Below are 24146 nucleotides of genomic sequence, written 5' to 3'. Positions count from 1 at the left end.
TCTATCGTATTTATACTGTCAACCGAATAATCAGCATTCTTATGCAATAAAAAAAGACCCTGGAGTAACCACCAGGGTCTTTTTGAATGTTAACCGATCGAACCTTCCATTTCAAACTTGATAAGGCGGTTCATTTCGACCGCATATTCCATTGGAAGTTCTTTTGTAAATGGCTCGATAAAGCCCATTACGATCATTTCTGTTGCTTCTTCTTCTGAAACCCCACGGCTCATTAGATAGAAGAGCTGTTCCTCAGAAACCTTCGATACTTTCGCTTCGTGTTCAAGAGAAATGTTATCGTTAAGGATTTCGTTGTAAGGAATCGTATCAGAAGTAGACTCATTATCCATGATAAGCGTGTCACACTCGACGTTAGAACGAGCGCCTTCAGCTTTACGGCCAAAGTGTACGATACCACGGTACGTTACTTTACCACCTTGTTTAGAGATGGATTTAGAAACGATCGTTGAAGACGTATTTGGAGCAAGGTGAATCATCTTAGCACCTGCATCCTGATGCTGTCCTTTACCAGCTAGCGCGATGGAAAGTGTCATTCCACGTGCACCTTCACCTTTAAGAAGAACAGCTGGGTACTTCATCGTAAGTTTTGAACCTAGGTTACCATCGATCCATTCCATCGTTGCATTTTCTTCTGCAACAGCACGTTTCGTAACAAGGTTATATACGTTGTTCGCCCAGTTCTGGATCGTTGTATAACGACAGTAAGCGTCCTTCTTAACAATGATTTCAACAACCGCACTGTGTAGTGAATTCGTTGTATAAACAGGAGCTGTACAACCTTCAACGTAATGTACAGAAGAACCTTCATCAGCGATAATAAGCGTACGCTCAAACTGTCCCATATTTTCAGAGTTAATACGGAAGTATGCTTGTAGAGGTGTATCCACTTTTACGCCTTTTGGTACGTAAATGAATGATCCACCAGACCAAACAGCAGAGTTAAGAGCTGAGAACTTGTTATCTGTCGGAGGAATCGTTTTACCGAAATGTTCTCTGAACAAGTCTTCGTTTTCTTTAAGAGCTGTATCCGTGTCCTTAAAGACGATTCCCATCTTTTCAAGGTCTTCTTGCATGTTATGATAAACAACTTCGGATTCGTACTGAGCAGATACACCAGCGAGGTACTTTTGCTCAGCTTCAGGAATTCCAAGCTTATCAAACGTTGTTTTGATTTCTTCAGGTACTTCATCCCATGATCTTTCAGACTTCTCAGAAGGCTTTACGTAGTACGTAATCTCATCAAAGTCTAAATCAGCAAGGTCGCCGCCCCACTGAGGCATAGGCATCTTATAAAATGTTTCAAGAGATTTCAAACGGAAATCAAGCATCCACTGCGGCTCATCCTTAATTCGAGAAATTTCTTTAACGATTTCAGGAGTCAAGCCACGCTGTGAGCGGAAAATTGAAACGTCTTTATCACTAAAACCATATTGGTAATCGCCAACTTCAGGCATTTTTTTAGCCATAGTATTTCCCTCCTAGACATATTACATGTCAGTGTTTGGCTTACGTTCTCTTTCCATCATTCTAGTATGAATAAGCATCTATTACAACACCTGGAAAGGGCTTAAGCCTGGTCGTTCTGTTCCTTAAACCCTTTCTCCATCGCTTTCCAAGAAAGTGTTGCACATTTGATACGAGCAGGAAATTTAGAAACTCCTTGAAGCGCTTCGATGTCACCTAGATCGAATTCTTCTTCATCGTAGTCTTTCCCTTGCATCATATCAGAGAAGATCTTAGACATACGGAGTGCTTCATCAACTTCAAGGCCCTTCACAGATTCTGTCATCATGGATGCGGATGCTAGAGAAATCGAGCACCCTTCTCCAATAAACTTGGCGTCTGAGATTTTACCTTCATCAACTTTTAACTGAAGCTGAATAGCGTCTCCACATGTTGGATTATTCATATTGATTTTCAGGTCGCCTTCTTCAAGCTCCCCTTTATTTCTAGGGTTTTTATAATGATCCATAATGACCTGTCGATACAACTGGTCAAGATTGTTAAAAGACATGACCAAAAAACTCCTTTGCTTTTTGTAACCCTGCTACAAAAGTGTCCACGTCTTCTTCAGTGTTGTATAAATAGAAGCTAGCACGAGCTGTAGCCGATACCTCTAACCACTTCATAAGAGGTTGAGCACAGTGATGTCCTGCTCGAACGGCGATTCCTTCTGTATCGAGCACTGTCGCCAGGTCATGAGGGTGAACATCGTCACTGTTAAACGTTACGACTCCAGCACGTTCTTCAGGACCATAAATCTTTACACCTTCAATTTTAGACATTTGCTTCACTGCATAATGAGCAAGATGCTGTTCATGTGCTTTAATGTTATCCATTCCGATCTCGTTCAAAAAGTCGATCGCAGCACCAAGGCCGACAGCTCCTGCGATGATAGGAGTTCCTCCTTCAAACTTCCAAGGTAGATCTTTCCACGTGGAGTCATATAAACCAACGAAATCGATCATTTCTCCACCGAATTCAAACGGCTCCATGTTTTCAAGGAGATGCTTTTTACCGTATAGAACACCTATGCCAGTAGGACCGCACATTTTGTGAGCAGAAAATGCGAAAAAGTCGCAGTCCAAGTCCTGAACATCGATCTTCATATGCGGTGTACTTTGTGCACCATCTACGACCATCACAGCACCTTTTCGGTGAGCAATCGCAGCGATTTCCTTGATTGGATTGATCGTCCCAAGAACGTTCGACACGTGCATAACAGATACGATCTTCGTATTTTCAGTTATCGTATTCTCCACATCTTCAAGAGAAATCGATCCGTCTTTTTGAAGAGGAATGTATTTGAGTGTGGCACCTGTAGCTTTGACAGCTTGCTGCCATGGAATGATATTACTGTGGTGTTCCATAGGGGTGATGACAACTTCGTCACCTTCCTGAAGGTTCGCACGGCCATAGCTTGATGCAACCATATTCAGTGCTGTGGTCGTACCTCGCGTGAAGATAACTTCCTCAGTCGAGGGTGCATGAATAAATTCACGTACCTTTTCCCTGGCACCTTCATATGCATCAGTGGCGTGTGTCCCTAACGTATGAACCCCTCGGTGTACGTTCGAATTGATTTCTTTATAGTAACGCTCAACTGCATCGATGACTTGCTTTGGCTTTTGAGACGTTGCAGCACTATCAAGATAAACAAGAGGTTTCCCATTTACCTCTTGATGTAAAATGGGAAACTGCTTGCGTATATCCTGCACATCGAACATTAATTTACTTTCCTTTCAGTTACCTCGATCGCACGGTTTTTAACGCCTTCGATCGGAAGTTCGTTAATAACTGGAGCAAGGAAACCATGGATGATCAAACGTTCTGCTTCTTTACGGTTGATTCCGCGGCTTTGTAGATAGAAGAGCTGAAGTGGATCTACTTTACCTACAGATGCAGCATGTCCAGCCATTACGTCGTCTTCATCGATAAGAAGGATAGGGTTAGCGTCCCCTCTTGCCTTGCTGTTCATCATAAGAACGCGTTGAGTCTGGTCGCCGTTTGATTTTGTAGCGCCGTGCTCGATCTTTGTAACACCATTAAAGATTGCACTTGCACTTTCTTTTTGAACGCCATGAACGAGAAGAACACCTTCAGAGTTCTTACCATGGTGGAACATCTCATTGGTAAAGTTCTGTTTCTGATCACCGCGGCCAATCGTTACCGTCTTAGAATCACCATAAGAGCCGTCACCAACTAGGTTCGTTGAGTTCGTTGAAATCGTGTTTCCGTCATTCATCTGAGCAAGAGCCCAATCGATCTTACCATCACGCCCTACGTTCGCACGACGATTCACATACGTTGTAACACCTTTTGCAAAGTTATCGACTGAACCAAACGTTACGCGAGCATTTTGCCCAACGTGAACTTCAGCAATAATGTTAGCAACTGATTCAACGTCATGAGAATAAGATAGATAGTTCTCAACGTATGTTACTGAACTGTTATCTTCAGCAACGATGATCACGTGATTGAATAATCCTGCTTCAGGATCCTCTTGCCAGTATAGCGCTTGAACTGGAACGTCTACTTCCACGTTACGAGGTACATAAAGGAATGTTCCTCCATTAAGAAGTGCTGTATGAAGTGCTGTTAAACGATGCTCATCGACTTTCATAACATCTTTCATGAAGTACTTCTCAACAAGCTCACTATGGTTTTGTACAGCCGTTAAGATGTCTGTAAAAATAACACCTTTATTTTTAAGCTCATCAGAAAGCTGTTTGAAAACTGGCGTTGAGTTACGATGCACGAGAAGGTTACCAGATTGCTGGTCTTTGGCAACCAGTTCTTTAATATCTTCAGGAAGTTCATCCAATGAAGAAATACCTTCTGTCTGTACATCGTGCTTAAACGAAGTGAAATTAAATTTATCTATTTTCGTCTTATCAGGTTTTGGCATAGGTAGGTCTGCTGACTTCTCTAGTGCCATTAGGCGAAGCTGAGTAAGCCACTGTGGCTCTTGTCGCTTCTCTGAAAAAGACCGAACATAATCTTGATCGAATGCAATCTTCGTATCCACTGACATTGTCATCCTCCTTACTGCTTACGCTTCTTGGCCAACTGTTTCGTCTTTGATACCTAGTTCTTCTTTAATCCAATCGTAACCTTCTGCTTCAAGACGCTGAGCTAGTTCAGCTCCGCCTGACTTCACGATGCGTCCTTGCATCATTACGTGTACTTTATCTGGAGTAATATAGTTAAGAAGACGCTGATAGTGAGTGATGATCAAGCAACCGAACTCTTCGTTACGCATTGCATTAACACCTTTTGAAACAACTTTAAGAGCGTCGATATCTAGACCAGAATCAATCTCATCAAGAACTGCAATCTTTGGTTCTAGCATCATAAGTTGAAGAATTTCGTTACGCTTTTTCTCACCGCCTGAGAATCCTTCGTTAAGGTAACGCTGAGCAAATTCTTCGCCCATATCAAGCTCAGCCATTTTGCTGTCTAGCTTTTTAATGAATTTCATAAGAGAAATTTCATCGCCTTCTTCACGACGAGCATTGATTGATGTACGTAGGAAATCAGCGTTTGTAACCCCGCTTACTTCACTTGGATATTGCATAGCAAGGAAGAGGCCCGCTTTCGCACGCTCATCAACTTCCATTTCAAGCACATCTTCATCATCAAGAAATACTTTACCTTGAGTGATTTCATATTTCGGATGTCCCATGATAGCGGAAGCAAGGGTAGATTTTCCTGTACCGTTCGGCCCCATTACTGCATGAATTTCGCCACCATTTATTTCAAGGTCTAGTCCCTTGATAATCTCTTTTCCTTCAATGGAAACATGAAGATTTTCAATCTTAAGAGTTGATGCTGCCATTTGTGAATACCTCCAATAACGTTTATACTATTCCTTCTTCCTTCCTTATTGTATTAGCTATAAGGTTTATGTCAAGGAATGTGTGCTGAGTCATTCTCAATCTATTTTCATTCTAATTTTATAACAAATCCAAACTATTATCAAGGAACGAGAAATGCGTCCTTAACTAGAGTTAACAACATCTATGTGTCCTATTCAGACTACAAATCTCACCCAAGAATAAGCGTATCATTTCCTTATAAGGGAAACAACGGATGTTGTACTCATTTCAAAATAAAAAACCAGTCAGCGACTGGTTTTTATAGCGTATTGCTGATTCATTTTTGCAATTTACGGTCGAATTCACTTACCAACATCAGACTTTGGCGATGATCCATGTCTCGATCGCGCTCTACTTGCATTCGTTTGTTAAAATTCCTGCTATATTCTGCGTATCCTACTCCGTGAGACTGGAACATTGCCTTTTCCATTTCAGGTGTGTGGTTTAACCGCAAGGGGCTAATAATGAATCAATCCTTTCAGTAATTGGTTATTTATTTACTCACTTAATTTACCACTTTAATACAGTCGCCTACAAATGCCATATACACCAATTACAAAGGAAATACCCTGCTCTTCTATGTTTTGAATATATTGAAAAGTATAAATCTTATCTTTCCTTCGTTTAAGAAGCAATTCCAATACTGTGCATATATATAATGGAAGAAACTCGTAGTTTAATGCTTCATTTGATTAAGATCCGTAATACATTCCTGAACGAGGGTTACAGCTTGACTCATGGAAGCTCCTCCACCAAAGGCTGCTGTTACTCCAACTGTCTCGAGGATTTCCTCTTCAGTGCACCCTTGATCTAAGCACCCTTTCGTATGATAAATGATGCAATATTCATCTTGAGAGAAAATCGAGATCCCAAGTGCAATCATCTGCTTTTCCTTCTTACTAACGGCACCTTCTCTAAAACAAGCTTCTGTAAATGCATTATATTTCTTTGCTATTTGGGGCATTTTCTCAGTAAAGACTCCAAGGCCTTCTTTGTAATCATGCAATGCTGTTTGTGCAAAATTTGTATTTTGTTGTTCCTGCGTCACGTCACATTCCTCCTTCAATTATTCAGAGTTAGTATGAGAAGACAATCACAATGCTATCCATAAATTTGAAGAGAAAAAATTAAAGGTTGTGTGAGAATTATCACATTAATGGAGGGAATAGTTCTTTACTATGTAACTATAAGAGCTAAAGGAGTGGATGATATGTTTGAAGGTAAAACAACACGAGTCGTTGTGATTGGAACAGGGTTCGTAGGGACTAGCTATGCATTTTCTTTACTTAATCAAGAAGTTGCAAATGAGCTCGTATTAATCGATGCCAATAAAGAGAAAGCTGAAGGAGAAGCAAGGGACCTTAATCATGGCCTTCCTTTTGGTGCGCAGATGAAAATTTGGGCAGGTGATTATAGTGACTGTCGTGATGCAGATATCGTCGTCATTGCGGCTGGAGCGAACCAAGCGCCAGGTGAAACAAGGTTAGATTTAATTGATAAAAACACCAAAATCTTCAAAACAATCGTGACGAATGTGATGTCTTACAATTTTGATGGAATTTTTATTGTCGCTACAAATCCAGTTGATATCCTAAGCTATGCAACTTGGAAGTTCTCTGGCCTCCCGAAAGAAAGGGTTATCGGATCAGGGACAATTCTTGATACTGCAAGATTTAGATATTTATTAGGGGAATACTTTGATGTAGATTCTAGAAATGTTCATGGATACATTTTAGGTGAACACGGAGATACTGAATTACCTGTGTGGAGCCACACAACGATCGGCAGCAGGCCCGTTCTTTCACTAATCAAAGATACCTCTGAAGGAAAAGCAGAACTTGATGCCCTGTTTGCAGATGTGCGTGATGCAGCCTACCACATCATCAATCGTAAAGGTGCGACACATTTCGGTATTGCGATGGGATTACTTCGATTAACCAAAGCCATCTTGCGTAACGAAAATTCTATTCTTACTATATCCACTCTATTAGAAGGTGAATACGGTTTAGAAGATCTCTATATTGGCGTACCTGCAATCGTCAATAGAAATGGTATTCGAGAAGTCATTGAACTTGATCTCACTCCTCAGGAAACTGAACAGCTTCAACACTCTGCAAAAACGCTTACTGACGCTATGAAACCGGTCCTTCTTTATAAATAGCACTAAAAAAAGGTTCTCCACAAAGGAGAACCTTTTTTGCTTTATTCATTTACTGGTACGACTGCTCCATCATATTCTTCTTTAATGAAGGTTTGAATTTCTTCTGAGCGTAGAACCTCAACAAGCGTTTTTACAGCTTCGTTACTTTCATCACCTTTGTTCACGGTGATCACGTTCACGTATGGAGAGTCCGAACCTTCAAGTGCTATTGCGTCTTCTTGTGGATTTAATCCAGCATCGATCGCATAGTTCGTGTTGATTAAAACAGCATCACCTTCACCTTGCTTATAGATCTGAGGAAGAAGGGAAGCTTCTACGTTTGTTTTAAAGGTAAGGTCTTTTGGATTTTCAGCGATATCTTCGACTTGTGCATCTGTTGGATCGATACCTTCTTTAATCTTGATCAAACCTTTCGCTTCTAGCAATTGAAGCATACGACCGTGGTCTGATACAGAGTTACTCATGATGATTTCTGCACCTTTAGGAAGTGCATCAAGGTTTTCATATTCCTGTGAATAGACACCGATCGGCTCGATATGAATCCCACCAGCGTTTACGAAATCATAGTTATCGTTTTCTTCCATTTGTAGCTCCATATAAGGCACTGTTTGGAAGTAGTTCGCATCTAACTCACCATTAGCGAGAGTTTTGTTCGGAAGAATGTAATCCTGGAAGCGCTCGATTTCAAGAGTAATTCCTTCTTCCTCAAGAAGCGGCTGTGCTTTTTCTAGGATTTCAGCGTGTGGAACGTTTGATGCACCAACAACTAGTTTCGTTTCTTCACTTTCTGATCCTGAGCCTTCACTGTTTCCACCGTTATTTGCTCCACAAGCCGCTAGAGCTGCAAGAGCAACAACTGACAAAAGTAGTAATAGTTTTTTCATGGTTTCTCTCTCCTTTTTTTATCTTATCTTTTATCCATAGCTCGCGTTGTAACATCTCCGATAACCTGAAGAACTGCTACAATAGCGAGAATTAATACAGTTGCGACAAGCGTCACGTCGGGATTATTTCGTTGGAAACCATCTAGATATGCAAGATCTCCTAATCCTCCAGCCCCAACGACACCTGCCATCGCTGTATAGCTCACTAGAGCGATCGCAGTTACTGTTATTCCTGAAATCAATGCTGGCATCGCTTCAGGAAGCAGTACTTTAAAAATAATCTGGCCATTCGTAGCCCCCATCGCTTGGGATGCTTCGATCACTCCCCTGTCTACTTCTCTTAGAGCGATCTCGACCATTCGTGCGTAAAATGGGGCAGCCCCTGCAATAAGTGCTGGCAATGCAGCATTAGCTCCCAGCATCGTACCAACAATATATACAGATAGTGGGATAAGCAAAATAATTAATATGATGAATGGAATCGAACGGAACAGGTTTACAATCCCTGCAACAAAACCGTTAATATATCGATTTTCCCAGACGTTTCCCTTTGAAGTTAAGAAAAGCAGCAGGCCGAGTCCAATGCCGAGTATAAACGTTGCGAACACAGAGATCGCGGTCATGTAGATCGTTTGTAATGCCGCTTCCCACATATCCTCCCAACGCACGTTAGGAAATAGTGAACTAAGCATTTGGAATCACCTCCACTTCTACTTTCTGCTCACGTGCATAGCTCAGTGCTTTGTCGATAGAAGATTGTTCACCTTTTAGTAAGACCGATAGCTTACCATAAGGACCATCCTGCGTATGGGTGACCTTCCCTTGAATGATGTTCACTTCGATCTGAAACTCTCTGATTAACTTCGTTACGAGAGGTGACCCCGTAGCTCCTTTTACAAAAGTAAATTGTACGAGTGTCCCTTCTGCACCTTCAGTAAGATGTGAAATCGATTCTTTCATTTCCTCTGGCTCACTCAGTTGGTTTACAAAATCACGGGTGATCGGCTGCTTGGGATGATGGAAAATATCAAGTACTGGACCTTCTTCAACAACACTGCCACCTTCCATGACCGCAACACGATGACAAATCTTTCTGATCACGTGCATTTCATGAGTGATCAACACGATCGTTAGTCCTAGCTCTTTATTAATTTTCTTTAATAGGTCGAGAATACTATCTGTGGTCTTCGGATCCAGGGCCGATGTCGCTTCGTCACAGAGTAACACTTTAGGGTTATTAGCAAGTGCCCGCGCAATCCCAACTCGCTGCTTTTGACCACCACTTAGTTGAGATGGGTACGCATCTTCTCTCCCGGATAACCCAACGAGGTTGATCAACTCGTCCACTCGAGCTTTTCTTTTCTCTTTCGGCACGCCCGATATTTCAAGCGGGAACGCAATATTTTCTTTTACAGTGCGTGACCAGAGAATATTAAAATGCTGAAAAATCATTCCGATTTCTTGTCTTGCTAGACGAAGTTCCTTGTTATTCAACTTAGATAATGCTTTGTCATCTACTGTTACGCTGCCTTCAGTTGGTCGCTCAAGTAGATTTAACATGCGGATAAGTGTACTCTTTCCAGCGCCACTATATCCGATAACTCCGAAAATTTCGCCTTTTTCAATTGTAAGATCAGTATTCTTCACCGCTTCTACTGGTCCAGAGGCTGCAAAGAACGTCTTCTTTATACCTTTTAACTCAATCATTTGCACACTTCCTTTTACCTTACGATATCCCATCACAATAGGTTGATTTTAAAACCTTTTGAAATAAAAAATGCCTTTCCGCTATGAGCAGAAAGGCACTTGAAATCGATGTCTTTCTCTCATTTCTCAAAGCATCTGCTTTGCAGGAATTGGCACCTTCTCAAACACGCTGTTTGACGGTTGCCGGGCTTCATAGGGCCAGTCCCTCCACCTCTCTGAATAAGAGATATTTAGTTATTAACACGTTACTCTAGTTAAGTACTAAATCGAATTCTAGCATGGGACTTTTAGTGTGTCAATCGATGAGTAAAAAGTCCGAATTTTTAAATAAAACCAGCTGTCAGAGTTTCAACTACTCCTCTAAAGTCAGCCCTCTTTTCTGACAGCGTAAAAGCGCTGCAATCCATACAGCGCTCGCGCCAATGATTCAGTTGTATCTCTATACGGATCAAACATGCTCTCTTATTTACGCTCTTTGATTTTCATACTGCTCGATTTTATCCTCAAGAGAGAGGGTTCTAGATACTTCGTCCCACCCGTTCAACAACATTTCCTTCCAATAGGGATCGATTTCAAACGATACGTGCAGCCCATCATTATCACTAATAGATTGGTTTTCGAGTTGAACAGTGAGTGAATAACCTTCGCTTGCCTTTGTAAATAATTCAGCAACGGTTTCTTGAGGAAGAGCGATTGGAAGGATACCGTTTTTCACACAGTTGTTGTAAAAGATATCTGCGAAGCTTGGTGCGATGATCACTCTAAATCCGTAGTCTAATAGGGCCCATGGAGCATGTTCTCTCGATGAACCGCAGCCGAAGTTTTTACCCGCTACTAGGATTGAAGCCGACCTGTATTGCTCTTCATTTAAAGAGAAATCAGACCGTGCGATTCCATCGTCATCGAAACGCCAATGATAGAACAAAAACTGTCCAAACCCCTGTCGCTCGATCCGTTTCAGAAATTGCTTTGGTATTATTTGATCAGTGTCCACATTCACCTTTTCAAGAGGATAGACGACACCTGTATATTCATTGATAGGTTCCATGATTTCACTCCTTTACACGACAGGCTGCTTCATTTTTCTTGCATCTGTAAATTTGCCTTCCAAAGCAGCGGCGGCTGCCATGGCAGGACTGACTAGATGCGTTCTAGAACCATTTCCTTGCCGTCCCTCAAAGTTCCGGTTTGATGTAGAAGCGCATCGCTCTCCTGGTGGAACGATATCGTCATTCATCGCAAGACACATACTGCATCCTGCTTCTCTCCACTCAAAGCCAGCATCAATAAACACTTGATCTAGTCCTTCTGCTTCCGCTGTTTCTTTGACAGATTTAGAACCCGGCACGACTAGCGCTCGAACATTGCGGTGTACTTTCCTTCCACGAACAATATTTGCTGCGGCTCTAAGATCACTAATCCTTGAATTTGTACAAGATCCGATAAAGACATGTTGGATGTCGATATCCTGAATTGCCATCCCAGCTGTTAACCCCATATACGTTAAGGCCTGTGCGATTGCTTTTTGATCAGCCGGATCTTCATAGTCCTCTGGAAAAGGCACTCTACCGTAGACGGATGATCCCATAGAAGGATTCGTACCCCACGTAACCTGAGGTTCTATCTCATCAGCATGGATCTCTAAAACGTCGTCATACGTTGCTCCTTCATCAGTAGCAAGGTTTCTCCATTCTGATATCGCTGCTTGGAATTCCTCTCCTTGTGGAACATGCCTTTTTCCCTTTAGGTAGTCAAACGTTACCTCATCAGGACTGATTAATCCTGCTTTAGCACCGGCTTCTATCGACATGTTACAGATTGTCATTCGCTCTTCCATCGACATCTTTCTAATCGCTTCACCTGTATATTCAAGAATAGCCCCTGTTCCTGCATTCACTCCAAACTTCGCTATGATTGCAAGAATGATATCCTTCGCCGTTACACCTGCGCCCGGCTGACCATTCACTCGAACTTCAATTGTTTTTGGAGAGGATTGCCAAAGAGTTTGAGTTGAAAGAACATGTTCGACTTCACTCGTTCCGATCCCGAATGCAAGTGCTCCAAAAGCACCGTGTGTCGAGGTATGACTATCACCGCAAACGATTGTTTTGCCTGGTTGAGTCAACCCTAGTTCTGGGCCAATCACATGGACGATACCTTGGTCTGGATGGTTAATATCGGCAATTTCGACCCCAAATTCCTTACAATTTTCTTCTAGCTTCTCCATCTGTACCTTTGAAACAGGATCATTAATGATATGCCGCGCAATCGTTGGAACATTATGATCCATAGTAGCGAAGGTCAGATCAGGACGTCTGACCTTCCGCTGATTCATACGCAAGCCTTCAAAAGCCTGCGGAGATGTTACTTCGTGCACAAGGTGTAAATCGATATAAAGTAAATCTGGACTGCCTTCTTCTCTATGCACAACGTGCTTTTCCCAGATCTTTTCTATAATTGTTTTTGGCTCCACACCCATCCTCCTCACTGTCACGCATAAGCTTCCATGATACCAGCCGTAGCATTATCTTCTGCTAGTTGAAAGATAACTTGATCGACCATCTTATCAGTACTTAGACTTCGCTTTCCAACACCCGCAAGATCAGTTGTGAAATACCCTGCTTCAAGAACTTCCATCACAGCTTTATCGATCGCATCAGATTCTTCCTTCATATTGAACGAATGGTTTAACATCATCGATGCAGATAAGATCATCGCTAGTGGATTGGCAAGGTTTTTACCAGCGATATCGGGCGCTGAACCGTGTACTGGTTCATACATGCCAAACCCATCTTTTCTTAAGCTTGCAGATGGAAGCATCCCTAAAGACCCAGTGATCATCGAAGCTTCGTCACTCAAGATATCTCCAAAAAGATTCTCTGTTACGATTACGTCAAAGTGTGCAGGATTCTGAACAATTTTCATCGCTGCAGCATCCACAAGCATATGCTCAACTTCCACGTCCTGGTATGAGGCTGCTTTTTCATTTACGATTTCACGCCACATCCTGCTCGATTCTAGAACATTCGCTTTGTCGACACTCGTCAGCTTCTTCTTTCGTTTCCTAGCTGCTTTAAATCCTTGTTCTACGATGCGCTCGATTTCTTCACGCGTATAAGAAAGCGTATCGACTACGCGCTCTCCACCTTCTCTCCGTTCACTCGGTGTACCAAAGTACAAGCCACCCGTTAATTCTCTTAAAATCAGCATATCGACGCCTTTGATGCGGTCTTCCTTTAACGGTGATGCGTCTAAAAGACTGTCATACGCTTTGACCGGACGTAGATTTGCGAACAATTCAAGCTCTTTTCTAATTGTTAGAAGGCCTTTTTCAGGACGAAGTCTTCCAGGCAGATCATCCCACTTCGGTCCGCCTACAGCGCCTAAAAGTACAGCGTCAGATCGCTTACACATATCTAGTGTTTCTTTAGGCAACGGTTCGCCTGTTTCATCGATCGCTACGCCCCCGATGACGCCTTTTTGAAATTCGAACACATGGCCGAATCGATCTGCTACGGCATTGAGAACCTTGATCGTTCCCTCCATCACCTCTGTGCCAATTCCGTCTCCTGGTAATACCGCAACTGTTTTCTTCATCCTATATAACCTCCTTTTTAAACGTGAGCTTGCTTTTTCACTAAATAATTTTCACGAGCGAGCGTACGGTTCACTCCATTTAGATATGCGTTGGCCGAAGCCTCTAATACATCCTGGGCAGTACCTCTACCACTCGATTCGATTCCGTTATACAATACCCGTACATGGACTTCAGCTAGAGCATCACGCCCGCCACCGACTGAGCTTAAACGATAGTCTTGTAGTTGTAACGTACCCGGAATCATCAGCTCGATCGTGTTATAGATTGCTTCTACACTACCTGAACCCGTTCCAGCTTGTTGCAGCATCGATCCATCAGGTGAGACCATCGAAATGGTTGCCGTCGGAATGTTAGCAGTACCATACTGTACTTGAATACTATGAATCTCATATTTCTCAACTGTTTCATCGGTTTGAATATCTGTAAGAAGGGTGATCAGATCTTCCTCGGTAATGTGTTTTTTCTTATCGGCAAGGTCTTTGAAGTCTGAAAAAGCCTCAAGAATCTTCGCGTCATCCAGAACAAAACCAAGCTCTTTCACTTTATCTTTGAAAGCATGCTTACCAGAATGCTTACCTAGAACAAGACTATTCGATTGAACACCTATCAATTGAGGACTAATAATTTCATAGGTGGATTTCTCTTTAAGAACGCCATCTTGGTGGATTCCTGATTCATGGGCAAACGCATTTGCTCCAACAACCGCCTTATTTCCCGGCACCGCCATTCCAGTCAGCTTACTGACTAGCGTACTCGTTCGTTTAATTTCATCTAATTTCAAGTTCGTTTCAGCGTTGTAGAAATCATTTCTTATTCGAAGGGCAACCGCTACTTCTTCGATCGCAGCATTCCCTGCACGCTCACCGATCCCATTGATCGTTCCTTCAATCTGAGTAGCACCGCATTCGATCGCAGCTAGAGAGTTTGCTACAGCCATTCCTAAATCATCATGACAATGAGCAGAAAGTGCCACTCGATCGATATTAGGTACGTTGTTTTTCAAATAAGTGAATAGTTCACCATATTCTTGCGGGCTACGATACCCTACAGTGTCAGGTATATTTATGACAGTAGCACCAGCTTCGATCACTTCAGTAATGATCTTTGCAAGGAACGCTCGGTCTGAACGACACGCATCTTCTGCAGACCATTGAACCTTCGGAAACATCGTCTTGGCATACCTCACAGCTTCAACTGCTGTTTCTACCACTTGGTCAGGCGTCTTCTTCAACTTGTGTGTCATGTGTATCGGAGATGTCGCAAGAAATACGTGAAGCCTTGGATCCGCACCGCCTTTCAAGGCTTCCCATGCTGTATCGATGTCTGTTTTATTCGCTCTAGCAAGACCAGTTACAGAAACATTTCGTACAGTATCTGCAATGTTCTTCACACCCTCGAAGTCGCCTTTGGAAGCGGCTGGGAAACCCGCTTCCATAATATCGACTCCTAGTCTCTCAAGCTGTTTCGCGATTTCGAGCTTTTCTAATGCATTCAGATTGACACCCGCTGACTGTTCTCCATCTCTAAGCGTCGTATCGAATACATTAATCTTTTGCACTTGAAACCACTTCCTTCTTGGATTTTGGCTTAACGAACGGCATCATTGCTCTTAGTTCTTTTCCAACTTGTTCGATAGGGTGCTGCTTTTCTTTCTCATTGATCGCATGGTACTCAGGTCTGTTCAGCTTGTTCTCTAGAATCCATCCTTTCGCAAACTTTCCTGTTTGGATTTCTTCTAGGATATCCTTCATACGCTGCTTTGTATCTGCATCCACAACGCGTGGTCCTGATACAAAGTCACCCCACTGAGCTGTATCTGAGATCGAGTAACGCATACCGGCAATTCCATCTTCATACATCAAATCCACGATAAGCTTCAGCTCGTGTAAACATTCAAAGTAAGCGACTTCTGGCTGGTATCCTGCTTCAGTTAACGTTTCGAATCCAGCTTTAACAAGTGACGTTAGACCGCCGCAAAGGACAGCTTGCTCTCCAAATAGATCTGTTTCTGTTTCTTCTTTAAATGATGTTTCAAGTACTCCTGCACGCGCTCCGCCGATTCCTTTTGCATAAGCGAGAGCAAGTTCTTTCGCCTCTCCTGTCACGTCTTGGTAAACACCGAACAATGCAGGAACACCAGCACCATCAGCGAATGTTCTTCTTACAAGGTGCCCTGGACCTTTAGGTGCAACTAGGAAGACATCCACATTTGACGGAGGAACAACTTGATTAAAATGAACGTTGAAGCCGTGAGCAAAGACAAGTGCATTGCCTGCTTTAAGACCTGGCTCAATTTCTTGTTTATAGACATCCGGCTGATGTTCGTCCGGGAGAAGAACCATTACGACATCTGCTTCTTCACTTGCTTCTTTAACAGTTTTTACATCGAAACCGTCTTCAGCTGCTTGATCCCATGAACGTCCTTTTCGTAGGCCGATCGTTACGTCAAATCCGCTTTCTCTTAGGTTTTGTGCATGTGCATGCCCTTGTGAACCGTACCCAACTACCGCGATTTTCTTATCCTTCAGTACACCTTCGTTAATATCTCCGTTATAGTAAACTTTTGCCATGATTCTCCATCCCTTCTAATTTTGGTTGATTAATTAAGAATTGAATACTGTTTTAGATCAGTTACAGATCTTTGACTACCTCTTGGGAAAGCTGTGATTCCCGTACGAACCATCTCTTTAATTCCGTATGGTCGCAAAAGATCGATGATCGCTTCGATCTTATCTGAATCCCCCGTTACTTGAACTGTTAAGTTTTCACGGCTTACATCGATGATAGAAGCTCTAAATGGTTCGATTATTCCCGATAGTTCGCTTCTGACCTGTGCATTGCTAACGACTTTGATCAGCGCGAGTTCTCTTACAACGATGGCTTGATCTGTGATGTCAGACACTTTCAATACATCTACTTGCTTGTTTAACTGTTTGATCAGCTGTTCAATCTTTCCATCGCCTTCAACATTCACCACAAACGTCATTTTTGAAATACCTTCCGTTTCGGTATGACCAACTGTGATACTCTCGATGTTGAACTGTCTTTTCGTCATCAACCCAGTGATTCGGTTTAATACCCCGCTTTGGTTGATGACTGTAGCTGTCACAATTCGCTTCATGGTTTCACCCCGATCATTTCATGAAGACCTTTACCAGGCGCTATCATTGGATATACATTCTCAGTACCACTTACCCTGCAGTCGATCAATACAGGATCTCTATGGGCGAAAGCTTCACTGAAGACTGCTTCAGCCTCTTCCTCTGTATGCACTTGATAAGCTTTGATTCCATAAGCTTCACCTAGCTTTACGAAATCAGGTTGAACCGGTATAAGAGACTGAGAGTAACGCTGTTCATAGAAAGCTTCCTGCCATTGTCGCACCATACCTAGCGATTGATTGTTCACGATGACTATTTTTACAGGCAGGTTCAGCTCTTGAAGAACGGAAAGTTCTTGAAGCGTCATTTGAAACCCTCCATCTCCAGTGATCGAGACGACGGTTTGGTCTGGAAACGCTAGCTGGGCACCGATCGCAGCCGGAAAACCAAAGCCCATCGTTCCTAATCCCCCTGAAGTCACCCATTTGTTCGGATCAGCAAAAGAATAATATTGAGCTGCCCACATTTGGTGTTGCCCGACATCTGTCGTGATGATGGCGTCCCCTTTCGTATGCTTATGGACGAGCTCGATTACGCGCTGAGGCAAGAATTCTTCTGTGTTCGATTTGTACCAAAGTGGATAGTCTTCGTTCTTCTGGGCAAGTTGTTTGCGCCACTCCTCCGTCTCAGGGGTTCGTGTTTCTGTATCGAGTAAACTTATAAGCGCCTCCCTCGCGTCTGAAACAATCGGTATTTGGGTAGGAATGTTTTTCCCGATCTCTGCTGGATCAACATCGATATGAGCAACCGTTGCATGCCTAGCAAAATGATCCAAGTTTCCTGTTAAGCGATCATCGAATCTCGCTCCGATGCTGATGAGTAGATCGCATTCATAAAGCGCCATGTTGGCTGTATACGTACCATGCATTCCGCCCATCCCAAGAAACAGTGGATGCTTTCCTGGATAGCTTCCTAAGCCTAAGAGAGTGTTGACTACAGGTATTTCGTGCCTTTCAGAGAATGCACGCAACTCTTTCCCAGCATTCGCGTGAAGAACCCCAGCACCAGCTAAAATAACCGGTTTCTTCGCTGTTCCTATTGCATCTGCTAGTTTCTTAATTTGTAAGACATTAGGAGAAAAGGTTGGTTGATAGCCTGGCAGATTCACCTTGGACTCATCACCTGGAACCATTTTCATATTCGAAACATCTTTAGGGATGTCAACGAGGACTGGGCCTGGTCGCCCTGTGGAGGCGATGTGAAAAGCTTCTTTAATGATTCTAGGAAGGTCTTTTACATCGCGCACCTGAAAATTATGCTTTGTAATCGGAGATGTGATCCCCATAACATCAGCTTCTTGAAAAGCATCTGTGCCGATCACATTGCTCGCAACTTGACCTGTAAAAATAACGATTGGCAGCGAATCCATCATGGCGTCAGTAATGCCTGTCACGAGGTTCGTCGCACCAGGACCAGATGTAGCAATGACAACACCAGGCTTACCGCTTACTCTCGCGTACCCTTCTGCAGCATGAATCGAACCTTGTTCATGCTTTGATAGGATGTGCTTGATCGGTGAACGATAGAGTGCGTCATAAATTGATAAAACCGCACCTCCCGGATAGCCAAACAGCACTTCAACATTTTCTTTCTTCAATGAATCGATCAGAATATCCGCTCCGGTCATCTCCGTTGTAACAGCTTCGGCTTCATTTCTTGCCTTCGCCCGCATACTGTTGATCCCTCCAATGCTTATTGATGAGCTTTTTCATCCTGTATGAACTGGTTATTGCTAAAGAAAAAAAGCCTTCTCATCCCCACGCCGCTTTATACGGTCCGTAGGGGCGAAAAGACTTTCACGGTACCACCCTACATTTGTGACAAACTTCGTCACCTCAGTAACAGCTAATGCTGTTTTTTAATAACAAGTGTTGTAAAACACCTGGCTGATCCTAAGTAGCTCAATTCAGATCAACACTCAGAGGGGATGTCGGAGCAGGGAGTAATACCGGCTTCCACCTACACCGGCTCTCTGGTAACCACTCGATCCTGCACCTTTTACCTCGTCATTGATTTTGTGTATTTAATTTTGAATCCTTAACCCGCTTGAACGTCTCGCTTAGATGGGTATACGCTTACGCCATCTGTTGTCACAATATTTCTGAAAGCTTTTAGAAGGTTGTTCGTCGTTTTACCTGGTCGGCCTTCACCGATTACTCTTCCGTCTACCTTAACGACTGCAATCACTTCTGCAGCTGTTCCAGTAAGGAAAACTTCATCGGCAACATACACATCGTGTCGAGTGAACGTTTCTTCTCGCATCTCATATCCTTTTTCTCTCGCTAGTTCCATGATGGCATTTCGCGTAATGCCTTCTAGTGCGCCAACATACCCAGGTGGCGTTTTAATTACGTTACCTTTGACAATGAATATATTATCTGCAGAACCTTCCGCAACATAGCCTTGATCATTTAGCATGAGTGCTTCGCTCACACCGGCAAGGTTCGCTTCGATTTTCACCAAAATATTGTTCAAGTAATTTAATGATTTCACTTTAGGACTAAGAACGTCCGAACGGTTTCTTCGACTTGCTACCGTTACGATCTCAATTCCTGTATCGTAAAGATGTTTAGGGAACAAGGCTAGTGATTCTGCAATAACAATCACTTGAGGCTCCTTGCATGTGAATGGATCAAGCCCAAGATTTCCCACGCCTCGTGATACAACAATACGAATGTAAGCATCTTGAAGATCGTTTTTCTTCAATGTCTGAACGATAATGTCAGTCAGTTCCTCCATCGTATAGTTAATATTTAGCATGATTGAATGAGCTGAGTCGAAAAGTCGCTGAAGATGTTCTTTTAGTCGGAATACGTTTCCGTCATACATGCGAATTCCTTCGAACACCCCATCGCCGTATAGAAAGCCATGATCGTATACCGATACTTTGGCATCTTCTTTTTTTACAAATTCTCCGTTAAGGTAGATCCATTGTTCACTCACCTTGTTCACTCCTTTCCTTTTGGTAATAGACGCATTAAAGCGTCAAGTTTAATTTCAAGGACCAAAGCGAGTCAGGTCCTTGTTCAATGTGTGTGAATTGTTTAAATAATTTGTTTAATTGAGGACAATAATACTCCCGTTTCCACAGAAGGTCAACACCCTTTCTGAAAGTTTTTAGACTATTTAGATATATCTGTTTATTTGCAACCGCTTACAATCCCATCTAGAGTGAGATTACATGACATCAAGTTTTCTATTGTAAATTTTATTAAAGCGCTTACATTGTAAAAAAGTAAAAACCCCCTCTCAATTTGAGAGGGGACAGTCTGTCGTGAAAGCTTTAAAGCTCCTACCAACGATATAGTGAGATTTCCGCTCCAGATGCTCGCTTTCCGCGGGGCGGGCGGTGAGCTTCCTCGTCGCTTACGCTCCTGTGGACCCGTCCCGCTGCTCCCGCAGGAGTCGAGCATCCTTCCGCTCCAATCTGCATTGTGCTCAAATCTTTAATTCAAATAAAAAACTAACTTGCATTGACGTGAATAACATAATCGCTCAGAAAAATTTTCTTAAGTTAATAGACCTATCTAACTCCTACCTTGTAGGGAATAGAATATCCTAGGTTTCCCAACAGGTTGAATCCTCTCAGTTCGAGAGGGGGAGGAACTAAACAACCGCTAATCTAGAAGTAGAATGATTTAGGGTCAGACCTTGGAGAGGATAGAGGCTCGCTTTACTATGTTCCAGTAATGCTTCTACTTCACTTCTTTTGCCTGTGACATAGTAAGCTCCTTTTTCTGAGGTAGGAAGTACTTCGAGTCCCCTTACTTCTGAATCGTCTCCGATCAACAAGAAGTCCTCTTCAACAGCATTCCCCTTTTCTATTCGGGAATAGTAAACCGGTTCAGTGCTGTTTCGGTCGATGCTTAATAAATCTTCTACCATTGCGCTCGCTGTAGGATCTGCTCCTGCACCCTGACCAGTTAACGTTATGTTACCTGCGAGATTACCTGCAACAGATAGAGCATTGTTAACACCTGTCACATTGAAAAAAGGATGGGCTTCAGAAACTGCAACTGACTCAACCGTAATAACTGGCTCTTCCTTTTGCAAACGAAGATTTGCGATATGTTTAATTCTAAGACCAAGTGCCTCAGCTTTCTTAATATCAAAGCTGGTCACTTCCCTAATTCCTTTTCTAGTGATACTTTCCCATTCAGGCTGTTTTCCATAAACAAGATCAGAGAGAATGAGAATCTTGTAAAATGCATCCCAGCCGTCGACGTCATTCGTAGGGTCAGCCTCCGCATATCCCTTCTCTTGTGCTAACCGGAGTGCTTCTTCAAAAGACAACCCGCTCACTTGACACTCATTGAGAATGAAATTAGAAGTTCCGTTCAGAATTCCGCTTATCTCTTTAATCTGGTTACTTCTGATTCCTTCTCGCAGCGTGCTAAGAATCGGAATAGATGCTGCAACTGCCGCTTCATATCTAAGTCCTACGTTGTGCTTTTCTGCTAACTTCCTAAGTTCATTACCCGAAGTAGCAAGTAATTCTTTATTCGCCGTAATAACATGACAGCCTTTTTCTATGAATCTAGACAAATACGTATGTGCAGGTTCAACTCCTATAATCGCTTCGAATACGACATCAAGCTTTGGGAGATTTAATAACTCGTCAACATCCGTCGTCACCAACACGCGATCGTCTACTTCTCGCTTTATTTCACCGTTTTGAATCAAAATCGCTTCTATCGACACCTTTTTTCGCAGTAAAGCCTCCAATTGTTCACGCTGTTTTCCAATACTCTCATAAACCCCTTTGCCTACTGTTCCAAAACCAATTAACGCTACATGTAATGTTTCCATCATCTCCACCCCCGTTATTGTGCTGACCATTCTTTTAGTACTCTTCTTAATATTTTTCCGCTAATTTTGGTTTTAGGAAGCTCATCGAGTACTTCTATTTCTCTTGGAGCCGCATGGGCAGCCAAATTTTTTCTTACATGTTGGCGAATCTCATCTAGAAGTTGGTCGTTTTTTTTATAACCGTATCGCAAAGTGATATAGGCTTTAACGATTTCACCTCGGAGTTTATCGGGTTTACCTACCACGCCTGCTTCAGCAACAGCAGGATGGGTGATCAATTGACTCTCAACTTCGAATGGACCGATTCGTTCACCTGAAGAATTGATCATATCGTCATCTCGACCTTGGAAGAATATAAATCCTTCCTCATCTTTATAAGCTAGGTCACCTGACACATACCAACCTGAATAAGGAAAATAGCTTTCATACTTCTCCTTGTTGTTCCAGATCGTTTTCATTAATCCTGGCCACGGTGCTTGAATAGCAAGCTGTCCTGTATTTCCGACAGGAACCTCGTTTCCGTTCTCATCCAGGATCCCAACCTTTACACCTGGAAACGGCCGTCCCATCGAACCAGGCTTAATCTTCTCACCAGGGAAATTCACGATCAGGTGTCCGCCTGTTTCTGTCATCCACCACGTATCATGAATTCGTTGCCCCCATACCCGGGATGCCCACTGAATCACTTCTGGGTTCAATGGTTCTCCTACGCTCAAAATGTGTCGTAATGATGTTAAGCGATAGTTTTCTACTATATCTTCTTTTGCCATCAACATGCGAAACGCAGTTGGTGCACTATACCAGATTGTGACTTTCAGCTCATCGATTAAGCTATACCAATCCTCAGCTTTAAAGCGGCCTCCGTTAATGACGATCGTAGCTTTATTTAACCAGGGAGCAAACAATCCATATACGCTTCCTGTTACCCACCCAGGGTGAGAGGTGCACCAATACACGTCTGTATCTTTTATATCAAGTACCCATTTACCTGACTGAAAATGGTGAACCAAGGAGCGTTGAGCATGAAGAACGCCCTTTGGCTTTCCTGTTGAACCACTTGTATAGTGAAGTAAAAAACCATCCTCCGGATCTGCCCACTCTATACGTGGCTCTTCGTCTACCTGAGTTCTTTCCACCTCTTCGGTTGTGAGAATAAGACGAAGAGTAGGTATTTCATTTGCAGGCACTCTTTTCTGAAGTTCTCGATCGGTAAGGAGCGCTGTACCTCCACAATCGATGATGCGATCCTTCACAGCTTCTTCCATAAATGCTTCAAACAAAGGAGCTGCGATCGCCCCGATCTTAATCACTGCGAGTATGGCAATATAGCATTCAGGATTTTTAGGGAGGAAAACAAAAACCCTTTCTCCTTTTTTTACCCCATGCTTTTTTAACACAGCGGCATAATGATCCGTCTTGATTTTCACTTCTTCAAACGTTAACGATCTTTTTTCATCTTCATTAACATAATGCAATGCAACTTTATTTCCAAATCCATTTTCAACGTGTCGGTCGATGCATTCATAAGCGACGTTCATTTTCCCAGAACGATGGAGGAAATGATCGACACTTTCCCACTGAAATGTTGCGTATGCTTCTTCATAACTTTCAAGGTTCGTATACTTCGCTTGAGATGAAATCTGTTTTGGTAGTGTAATGCTCATATGCTGGTCCCTCCACTGACGGTTGCAGGTGTGGTCAATTCCAACCTCTCTAAAATTTGTTCTTTGTATTCTGCGAGTTTTACACTTCCTCGAGATCGAGGTCGTGGTTCATCGATTATGATTTCTTCTTCTTTCCTTCCAGGCTGACCCTTAAGAATGATGAGCCTGTCACAAAGGTATAGCGCTTCTTCAATGTCATGAGTAACGAGCAGAATCGTTGTTTTGTAAGACTCCCATATTTCTAACAATAGATCTTGAAGCTTCATTTTCGTAAATGCGTCGAGTGCGCTAAAAGGCTCATCTAATAACAAATACTGCGGGGATGTTACAAGCGCCCTTGCAATCGCAACACGCTGCGCCATTCCACCAGAAAGCTGTTTTGGAAAGTCTTTTTCATTGCCTTTTAGGCCAACAAGATCAAGGTACTTCGCTGCGCTTGAGCGCTTCTCTTCTCTCGTTCCTTTTAAACCAAACGATACGTTGTCTATGACGGATAACCATGGCATAAGCCTCGGCTGCTGAAAAATGAATCCTAATTTCTCATCAACATGGTTGCACACCTCTCCATCGATGATGACATCGCCGGTATACGATGTATCTAATCCTGAAATCGCTCGTAGCAATGTACTCTTCCCACACCCACTCGTTCCAAGTATCCCGATGATTTCGCCACTTTCTGCATGAAACGAAATGTTGCTAATGGCTTTTCGACTCTCAAACTCTTTACTCACATTTCGTATTTGTAAACTCATTTTTACTCCCC

The 24146-nt window shown here is 42.8% G+C and carries 22 protein-coding genes and 1 riboswitch; of the genes, 1 reads left to right on the top strand and 21 read right to left on the bottom strand.

Translation table 11 applies throughout. From position 1 onward, the window contains the following. Positions 1 to 89: 89 nt before the first annotated feature. The 7 genes from sufB to ACXAEY_RS04315 form a co-directional block, all read right to left on the bottom strand. Positions 90 to 1487: a Fe-S cluster assembly protein SufB gene (gene sufB, locus ACXAEY_RS04345; protein WP_474810658.1), complete on the bottom strand. Its 1398-nt coding sequence runs from the start codon at positions 1485 to 1487 to the stop codon at positions 90 to 92. 101 nt (positions 1488 to 1588) lie between these two features. After that, a complete protein-coding gene (gene sufU, locus ACXAEY_RS04340; protein WP_270179910.1) occupies positions 1589 to 2035 on the bottom strand; it encodes a Fe-S cluster assembly sulfur transfer protein SufU in 447 nt (148 codons plus the stop codon). Continuing rightward, the gene (locus ACXAEY_RS04335; RefSeq protein WP_474810657.1) at positions 2025 to 3248 is read right to left on the bottom strand and encodes a cysteine desulfurase; all 1224 of its coding nucleotides are present in this window, start codon (positions 3246 to 3248) and stop codon (positions 2025 to 2027) included. Before ACXAEY_RS04335 ends, sufU begins: the two co-directional genes overlap by 11 nt. Continuing rightward, the gene (sufD, locus tag ACXAEY_RS04330; protein WP_474810656.1) at positions 3248 to 4555 is read right to left on the bottom strand and encodes a Fe-S cluster assembly protein SufD; all 1308 of its coding nucleotides are present in this window, start codon (positions 4553 to 4555) and stop codon (positions 3248 to 3250) included. The genes ACXAEY_RS04335 and sufD overlap by 1 nt, the downstream gene beginning before the upstream one ends. A gap of 18 nt (positions 4556 to 4573) precedes the next feature. Beyond that, the gene (gene sufC / locus ACXAEY_RS04325) at positions 4574 to 5359 is read right to left on the bottom strand and encodes a Fe-S cluster assembly ATPase SufC (protein ID WP_270179913.1); all 786 of its coding nucleotides are present in this window, start codon (positions 5357 to 5359) and stop codon (positions 4574 to 4576) included. Positions 5360 to 5676: 317 nt separating this feature from the next. After that, positions 5677 to 5817, bottom strand: a complete 141-nt coding sequence (locus tag ACXAEY_RS04320) for a YuzK family famiily protein (RefSeq protein ID WP_474810655.1) — start codon at positions 5815 to 5817, stop codon at positions 5677 to 5679. A gap of 258 nt (positions 5818 to 6075) precedes the next feature. Further along, positions 6076 to 6447 (bottom strand): carboxymuconolactone decarboxylase family protein, encoded by a 372-nt coding sequence (locus ACXAEY_RS04315; protein WP_270179914.1) that lies wholly within the window; start codon positions 6445 to 6447, stop codon positions 6076 to 6078. Positions 6448 to 6609: 162 nt separating this feature from the next. Here ACXAEY_RS04315 and ACXAEY_RS04310 point away from each other — a divergent pair, with 162 nt between their 5' ends. After that, positions 6610 to 7560, top strand: a complete 951-nt coding sequence (locus tag ACXAEY_RS04310) for an L-lactate dehydrogenase (protein ID WP_474810654.1) — start codon at positions 6610 to 6612, stop codon at positions 7558 to 7560. Between the two features lie 41 nt (positions 7561 to 7601). Here ACXAEY_RS04310 and ACXAEY_RS04305 read toward each other — a convergent pair whose 3' ends face one another. The 14 genes from ACXAEY_RS04305 to ACXAEY_RS04240 form a co-directional block, all read right to left on the bottom strand. After that, a complete protein-coding gene (locus ACXAEY_RS04305; RefSeq protein WP_474810653.1) occupies positions 7602 to 8444 on the bottom strand; it encodes a MetQ/NlpA family ABC transporter substrate-binding protein in 843 nt (280 codons plus the stop codon). A gap of 23 nt (positions 8445 to 8467) precedes the next feature. Next, entirely contained in the window at positions 8468 to 9136 is a 669-nt protein-coding gene (locus ACXAEY_RS04300) for a methionine ABC transporter permease (RefSeq protein ID WP_270179917.1), read from the bottom strand. Next, positions 9129 to 10151 (bottom strand): methionine ABC transporter ATP-binding protein, encoded by a 1023-nt coding sequence (locus ACXAEY_RS04295; protein ID WP_474810652.1) that lies wholly within the window; start codon positions 10149 to 10151, stop codon positions 9129 to 9131. The genes ACXAEY_RS04300 and ACXAEY_RS04295 overlap by 8 nt, the downstream gene beginning before the upstream one ends. Before the next feature lie 116 nt (positions 10152 to 10267). After that, positions 10268 to 10377, bottom strand: a riboswitch (SAM riboswitch). A gap of 240 nt (positions 10378 to 10617) precedes the next feature. Continuing rightward, positions 10618 to 11199 carry a 3-isopropylmalate dehydratase small subunit gene (gene leuD / locus ACXAEY_RS04290; protein WP_270179919.1) on the bottom strand — a complete coding sequence of 194 codons (582 nt, stop codon included), beginning with the start codon at positions 11197 to 11199 and terminating at the stop codon, positions 10618 to 10620. A gap of 12 nt (positions 11200 to 11211) precedes the next feature. Then, the gene (gene leuC, locus ACXAEY_RS04285; RefSeq protein WP_474810651.1) at positions 11212 to 12624 is read right to left on the bottom strand and encodes a 3-isopropylmalate dehydratase large subunit; all 1413 of its coding nucleotides are present in this window, start codon (positions 12622 to 12624) and stop codon (positions 11212 to 11214) included. 17 nt (positions 12625 to 12641) lie between these two features. Then, complete coding sequence (leuB, locus tag ACXAEY_RS04280; RefSeq protein WP_474810650.1) at positions 12642 to 13748, bottom strand: 3-isopropylmalate dehydrogenase; 1107 nt, start codon at positions 13746 to 13748, stop codon at positions 12642 to 12644. A gap of 17 nt (positions 13749 to 13765) precedes the next feature. After that, on the bottom strand, positions 13766 to 15307 hold the full coding sequence (locus ACXAEY_RS04275) for a 2-isopropylmalate synthase (RefSeq protein WP_270179922.1): 1542 nt from the start codon (positions 15305 to 15307) through the stop codon (positions 13766 to 13768). Further along, entirely contained in the window at positions 15294 to 16319 is a 1026-nt protein-coding gene (ilvC, locus tag ACXAEY_RS04270) for a ketol-acid reductoisomerase (RefSeq protein ID WP_270179923.1), read from the bottom strand. The genes ACXAEY_RS04275 and ilvC overlap by 14 nt, the downstream gene beginning before the upstream one ends. A 29-nt stretch (positions 16320 to 16348) precedes the next feature. Next, a complete protein-coding gene (ilvN, locus tag ACXAEY_RS04265) occupies positions 16349 to 16870 on the bottom strand; it encodes an acetolactate synthase small subunit (protein ID WP_270179924.1) in 522 nt (173 codons plus the stop codon). Then, complete coding sequence (gene ilvB / locus ACXAEY_RS04260; protein ID WP_474810649.1) at positions 16867 to 18582, bottom strand: acetolactate synthase large subunit; 1716 nt, start codon at positions 18580 to 18582, stop codon at positions 16867 to 16869. The genes ilvN and ilvB overlap by 4 nt, the downstream gene beginning before the upstream one ends. A gap of 365 nt (positions 18583 to 18947) precedes the next feature. Beyond that, complete coding sequence (gene ilvE / locus ACXAEY_RS04255) at positions 18948 to 19853, bottom strand: branched-chain-amino-acid transaminase (protein ID WP_270179926.1); 906 nt, start codon at positions 19851 to 19853, stop codon at positions 18948 to 18950. A gap of 663 nt (positions 19854 to 20516) precedes the next feature. Next, positions 20517 to 21719 carry a homoserine dehydrogenase gene (locus ACXAEY_RS04250; RefSeq protein ID WP_474810648.1) on the bottom strand — a complete coding sequence of 401 codons (1203 nt, stop codon included), beginning with the start codon at positions 21717 to 21719 and terminating at the stop codon, positions 20517 to 20519. Positions 21720 to 21733: 14 nt separating this feature from the next. Next, positions 21734 to 23383 (bottom strand): acetate--CoA ligase, encoded by a 1650-nt coding sequence (gene acsA / locus ACXAEY_RS04245; protein WP_474810647.1) that lies wholly within the window; start codon positions 23381 to 23383, stop codon positions 21734 to 21736. Further along, positions 23380 to 24135, bottom strand: coding sequence for an ABC transporter ATP-binding protein (locus ACXAEY_RS04240; RefSeq protein WP_474810646.1), 756 nt, complete (start codon positions 24133 to 24135; stop codon positions 23380 to 23382). The genes acsA and ACXAEY_RS04240 overlap by 4 nt, the downstream gene beginning before the upstream one ends. Positions 24136 to 24146: the final 11 nt, after the last annotated feature.

The organism is Anaerobacillus sp. ABA4_114, assembly GCF_056159065.1.
This window is presented reverse-complemented; position numbering and strand designations above follow the sequence as displayed.

Coding starts and splice junctions, on each gene's coding strand:
- sufB (WP_474810658.1), bottom strand. CDS start 1,487: ATGGCTAAAAAAATGCCTGAAGTTGGCGATTACCAATATGGTTTTAGT.
- sufU (WP_270179910.1), bottom strand. CDS start 2,035: ATGTCTTTTAACAATCTTGACCAGTTGTATCGACAGGTCATTATGGAT.
- ACXAEY_RS04335 (WP_474810657.1), bottom strand. CDS start 3,248: ATGTTCGATGTGCAGGATATACGCAAGCAGTTTCCCATTTTACATCAA.
- sufD (WP_474810656.1), bottom strand. CDS start 4,555: ATGTCAGTGGATACGAAGATTGCATTCGATCAAGATTATGTTCGGTCT.
- sufC (WP_270179913.1), bottom strand. CDS start 5,359: ATGGCAGCATCAACTCTTAAGATTGAAAATCTTCATGTTTCCATTGAA.
- ACXAEY_RS04320 (WP_474810655.1), bottom strand. CDS start 5,817: ATGTTCCAGTCTCACGGAGTAGGATACGCAGAATATAGCAGGAATTTT.
- ACXAEY_RS04310 (WP_474810654.1), top strand. CDS start 6,610: ATGTTTGAAGGTAAAACAACACGAGTCGTTGTGATTGGAACAGGGTTC.
- ACXAEY_RS04305 (WP_474810653.1), bottom strand. CDS start 8,444: ATGAAAAAACTATTACTACTTTTGTCAGTTGTTGCTCTTGCAGCTCTA.
- ACXAEY_RS04300 (WP_270179917.1), bottom strand. CDS start 9,136: ATGCTTAGTTCACTATTTCCTAACGTGCGTTGGGAGGATATGTGGGAA.
- ACXAEY_RS04295 (WP_474810652.1), bottom strand. CDS start 10,151: ATGATTGAGTTAAAAGGTATAAAGAAGACGTTCTTTGCAGCCTCTGGA.
- leuD (WP_270179919.1), bottom strand. CDS start 11,199: ATGGAACCTATCAATGAATATACAGGTGTCGTCTATCCTCTTGAAAAG.
- leuB (WP_474810650.1), bottom strand. CDS start 13,748: ATGAAGAAAACAGTTGCGGTATTACCAGGAGACGGAATTGGCACAGAG.
- ilvC (WP_270179923.1), bottom strand. CDS start 16,319: ATGGCAAAAGTTTACTATAACGGAGATATTAACGAAGGTGTACTGAAG.
- ilvN (WP_270179924.1), bottom strand. CDS start 16,870: ATGAAGCGAATTGTGACAGCTACAGTCATCAACCAAAGCGGGGTATTA.
- ilvB (WP_474810649.1), bottom strand. CDS start 18,582: ATGCGGGCGAAGGCAAGAAATGAAGCCGAAGCTGTTACAACGGAGATG.
- ACXAEY_RS04250 (WP_474810648.1), bottom strand. CDS start 21,719: ATGGAAACATTACATGTAGCGTTAATTGGTTTTGGAACAGTAGGCAAA.
- acsA (WP_474810647.1), bottom strand. CDS start 23,383: ATGAGCATTACACTACCAAAACAGATTTCATCTCAAGCGAAGTATACG.
- ACXAEY_RS04240 (WP_474810646.1), bottom strand. CDS start 24,135: ATGAGTTTACAAATACGAAATGTGAGTAAAGAGTTTGAGAGTCGAAAA.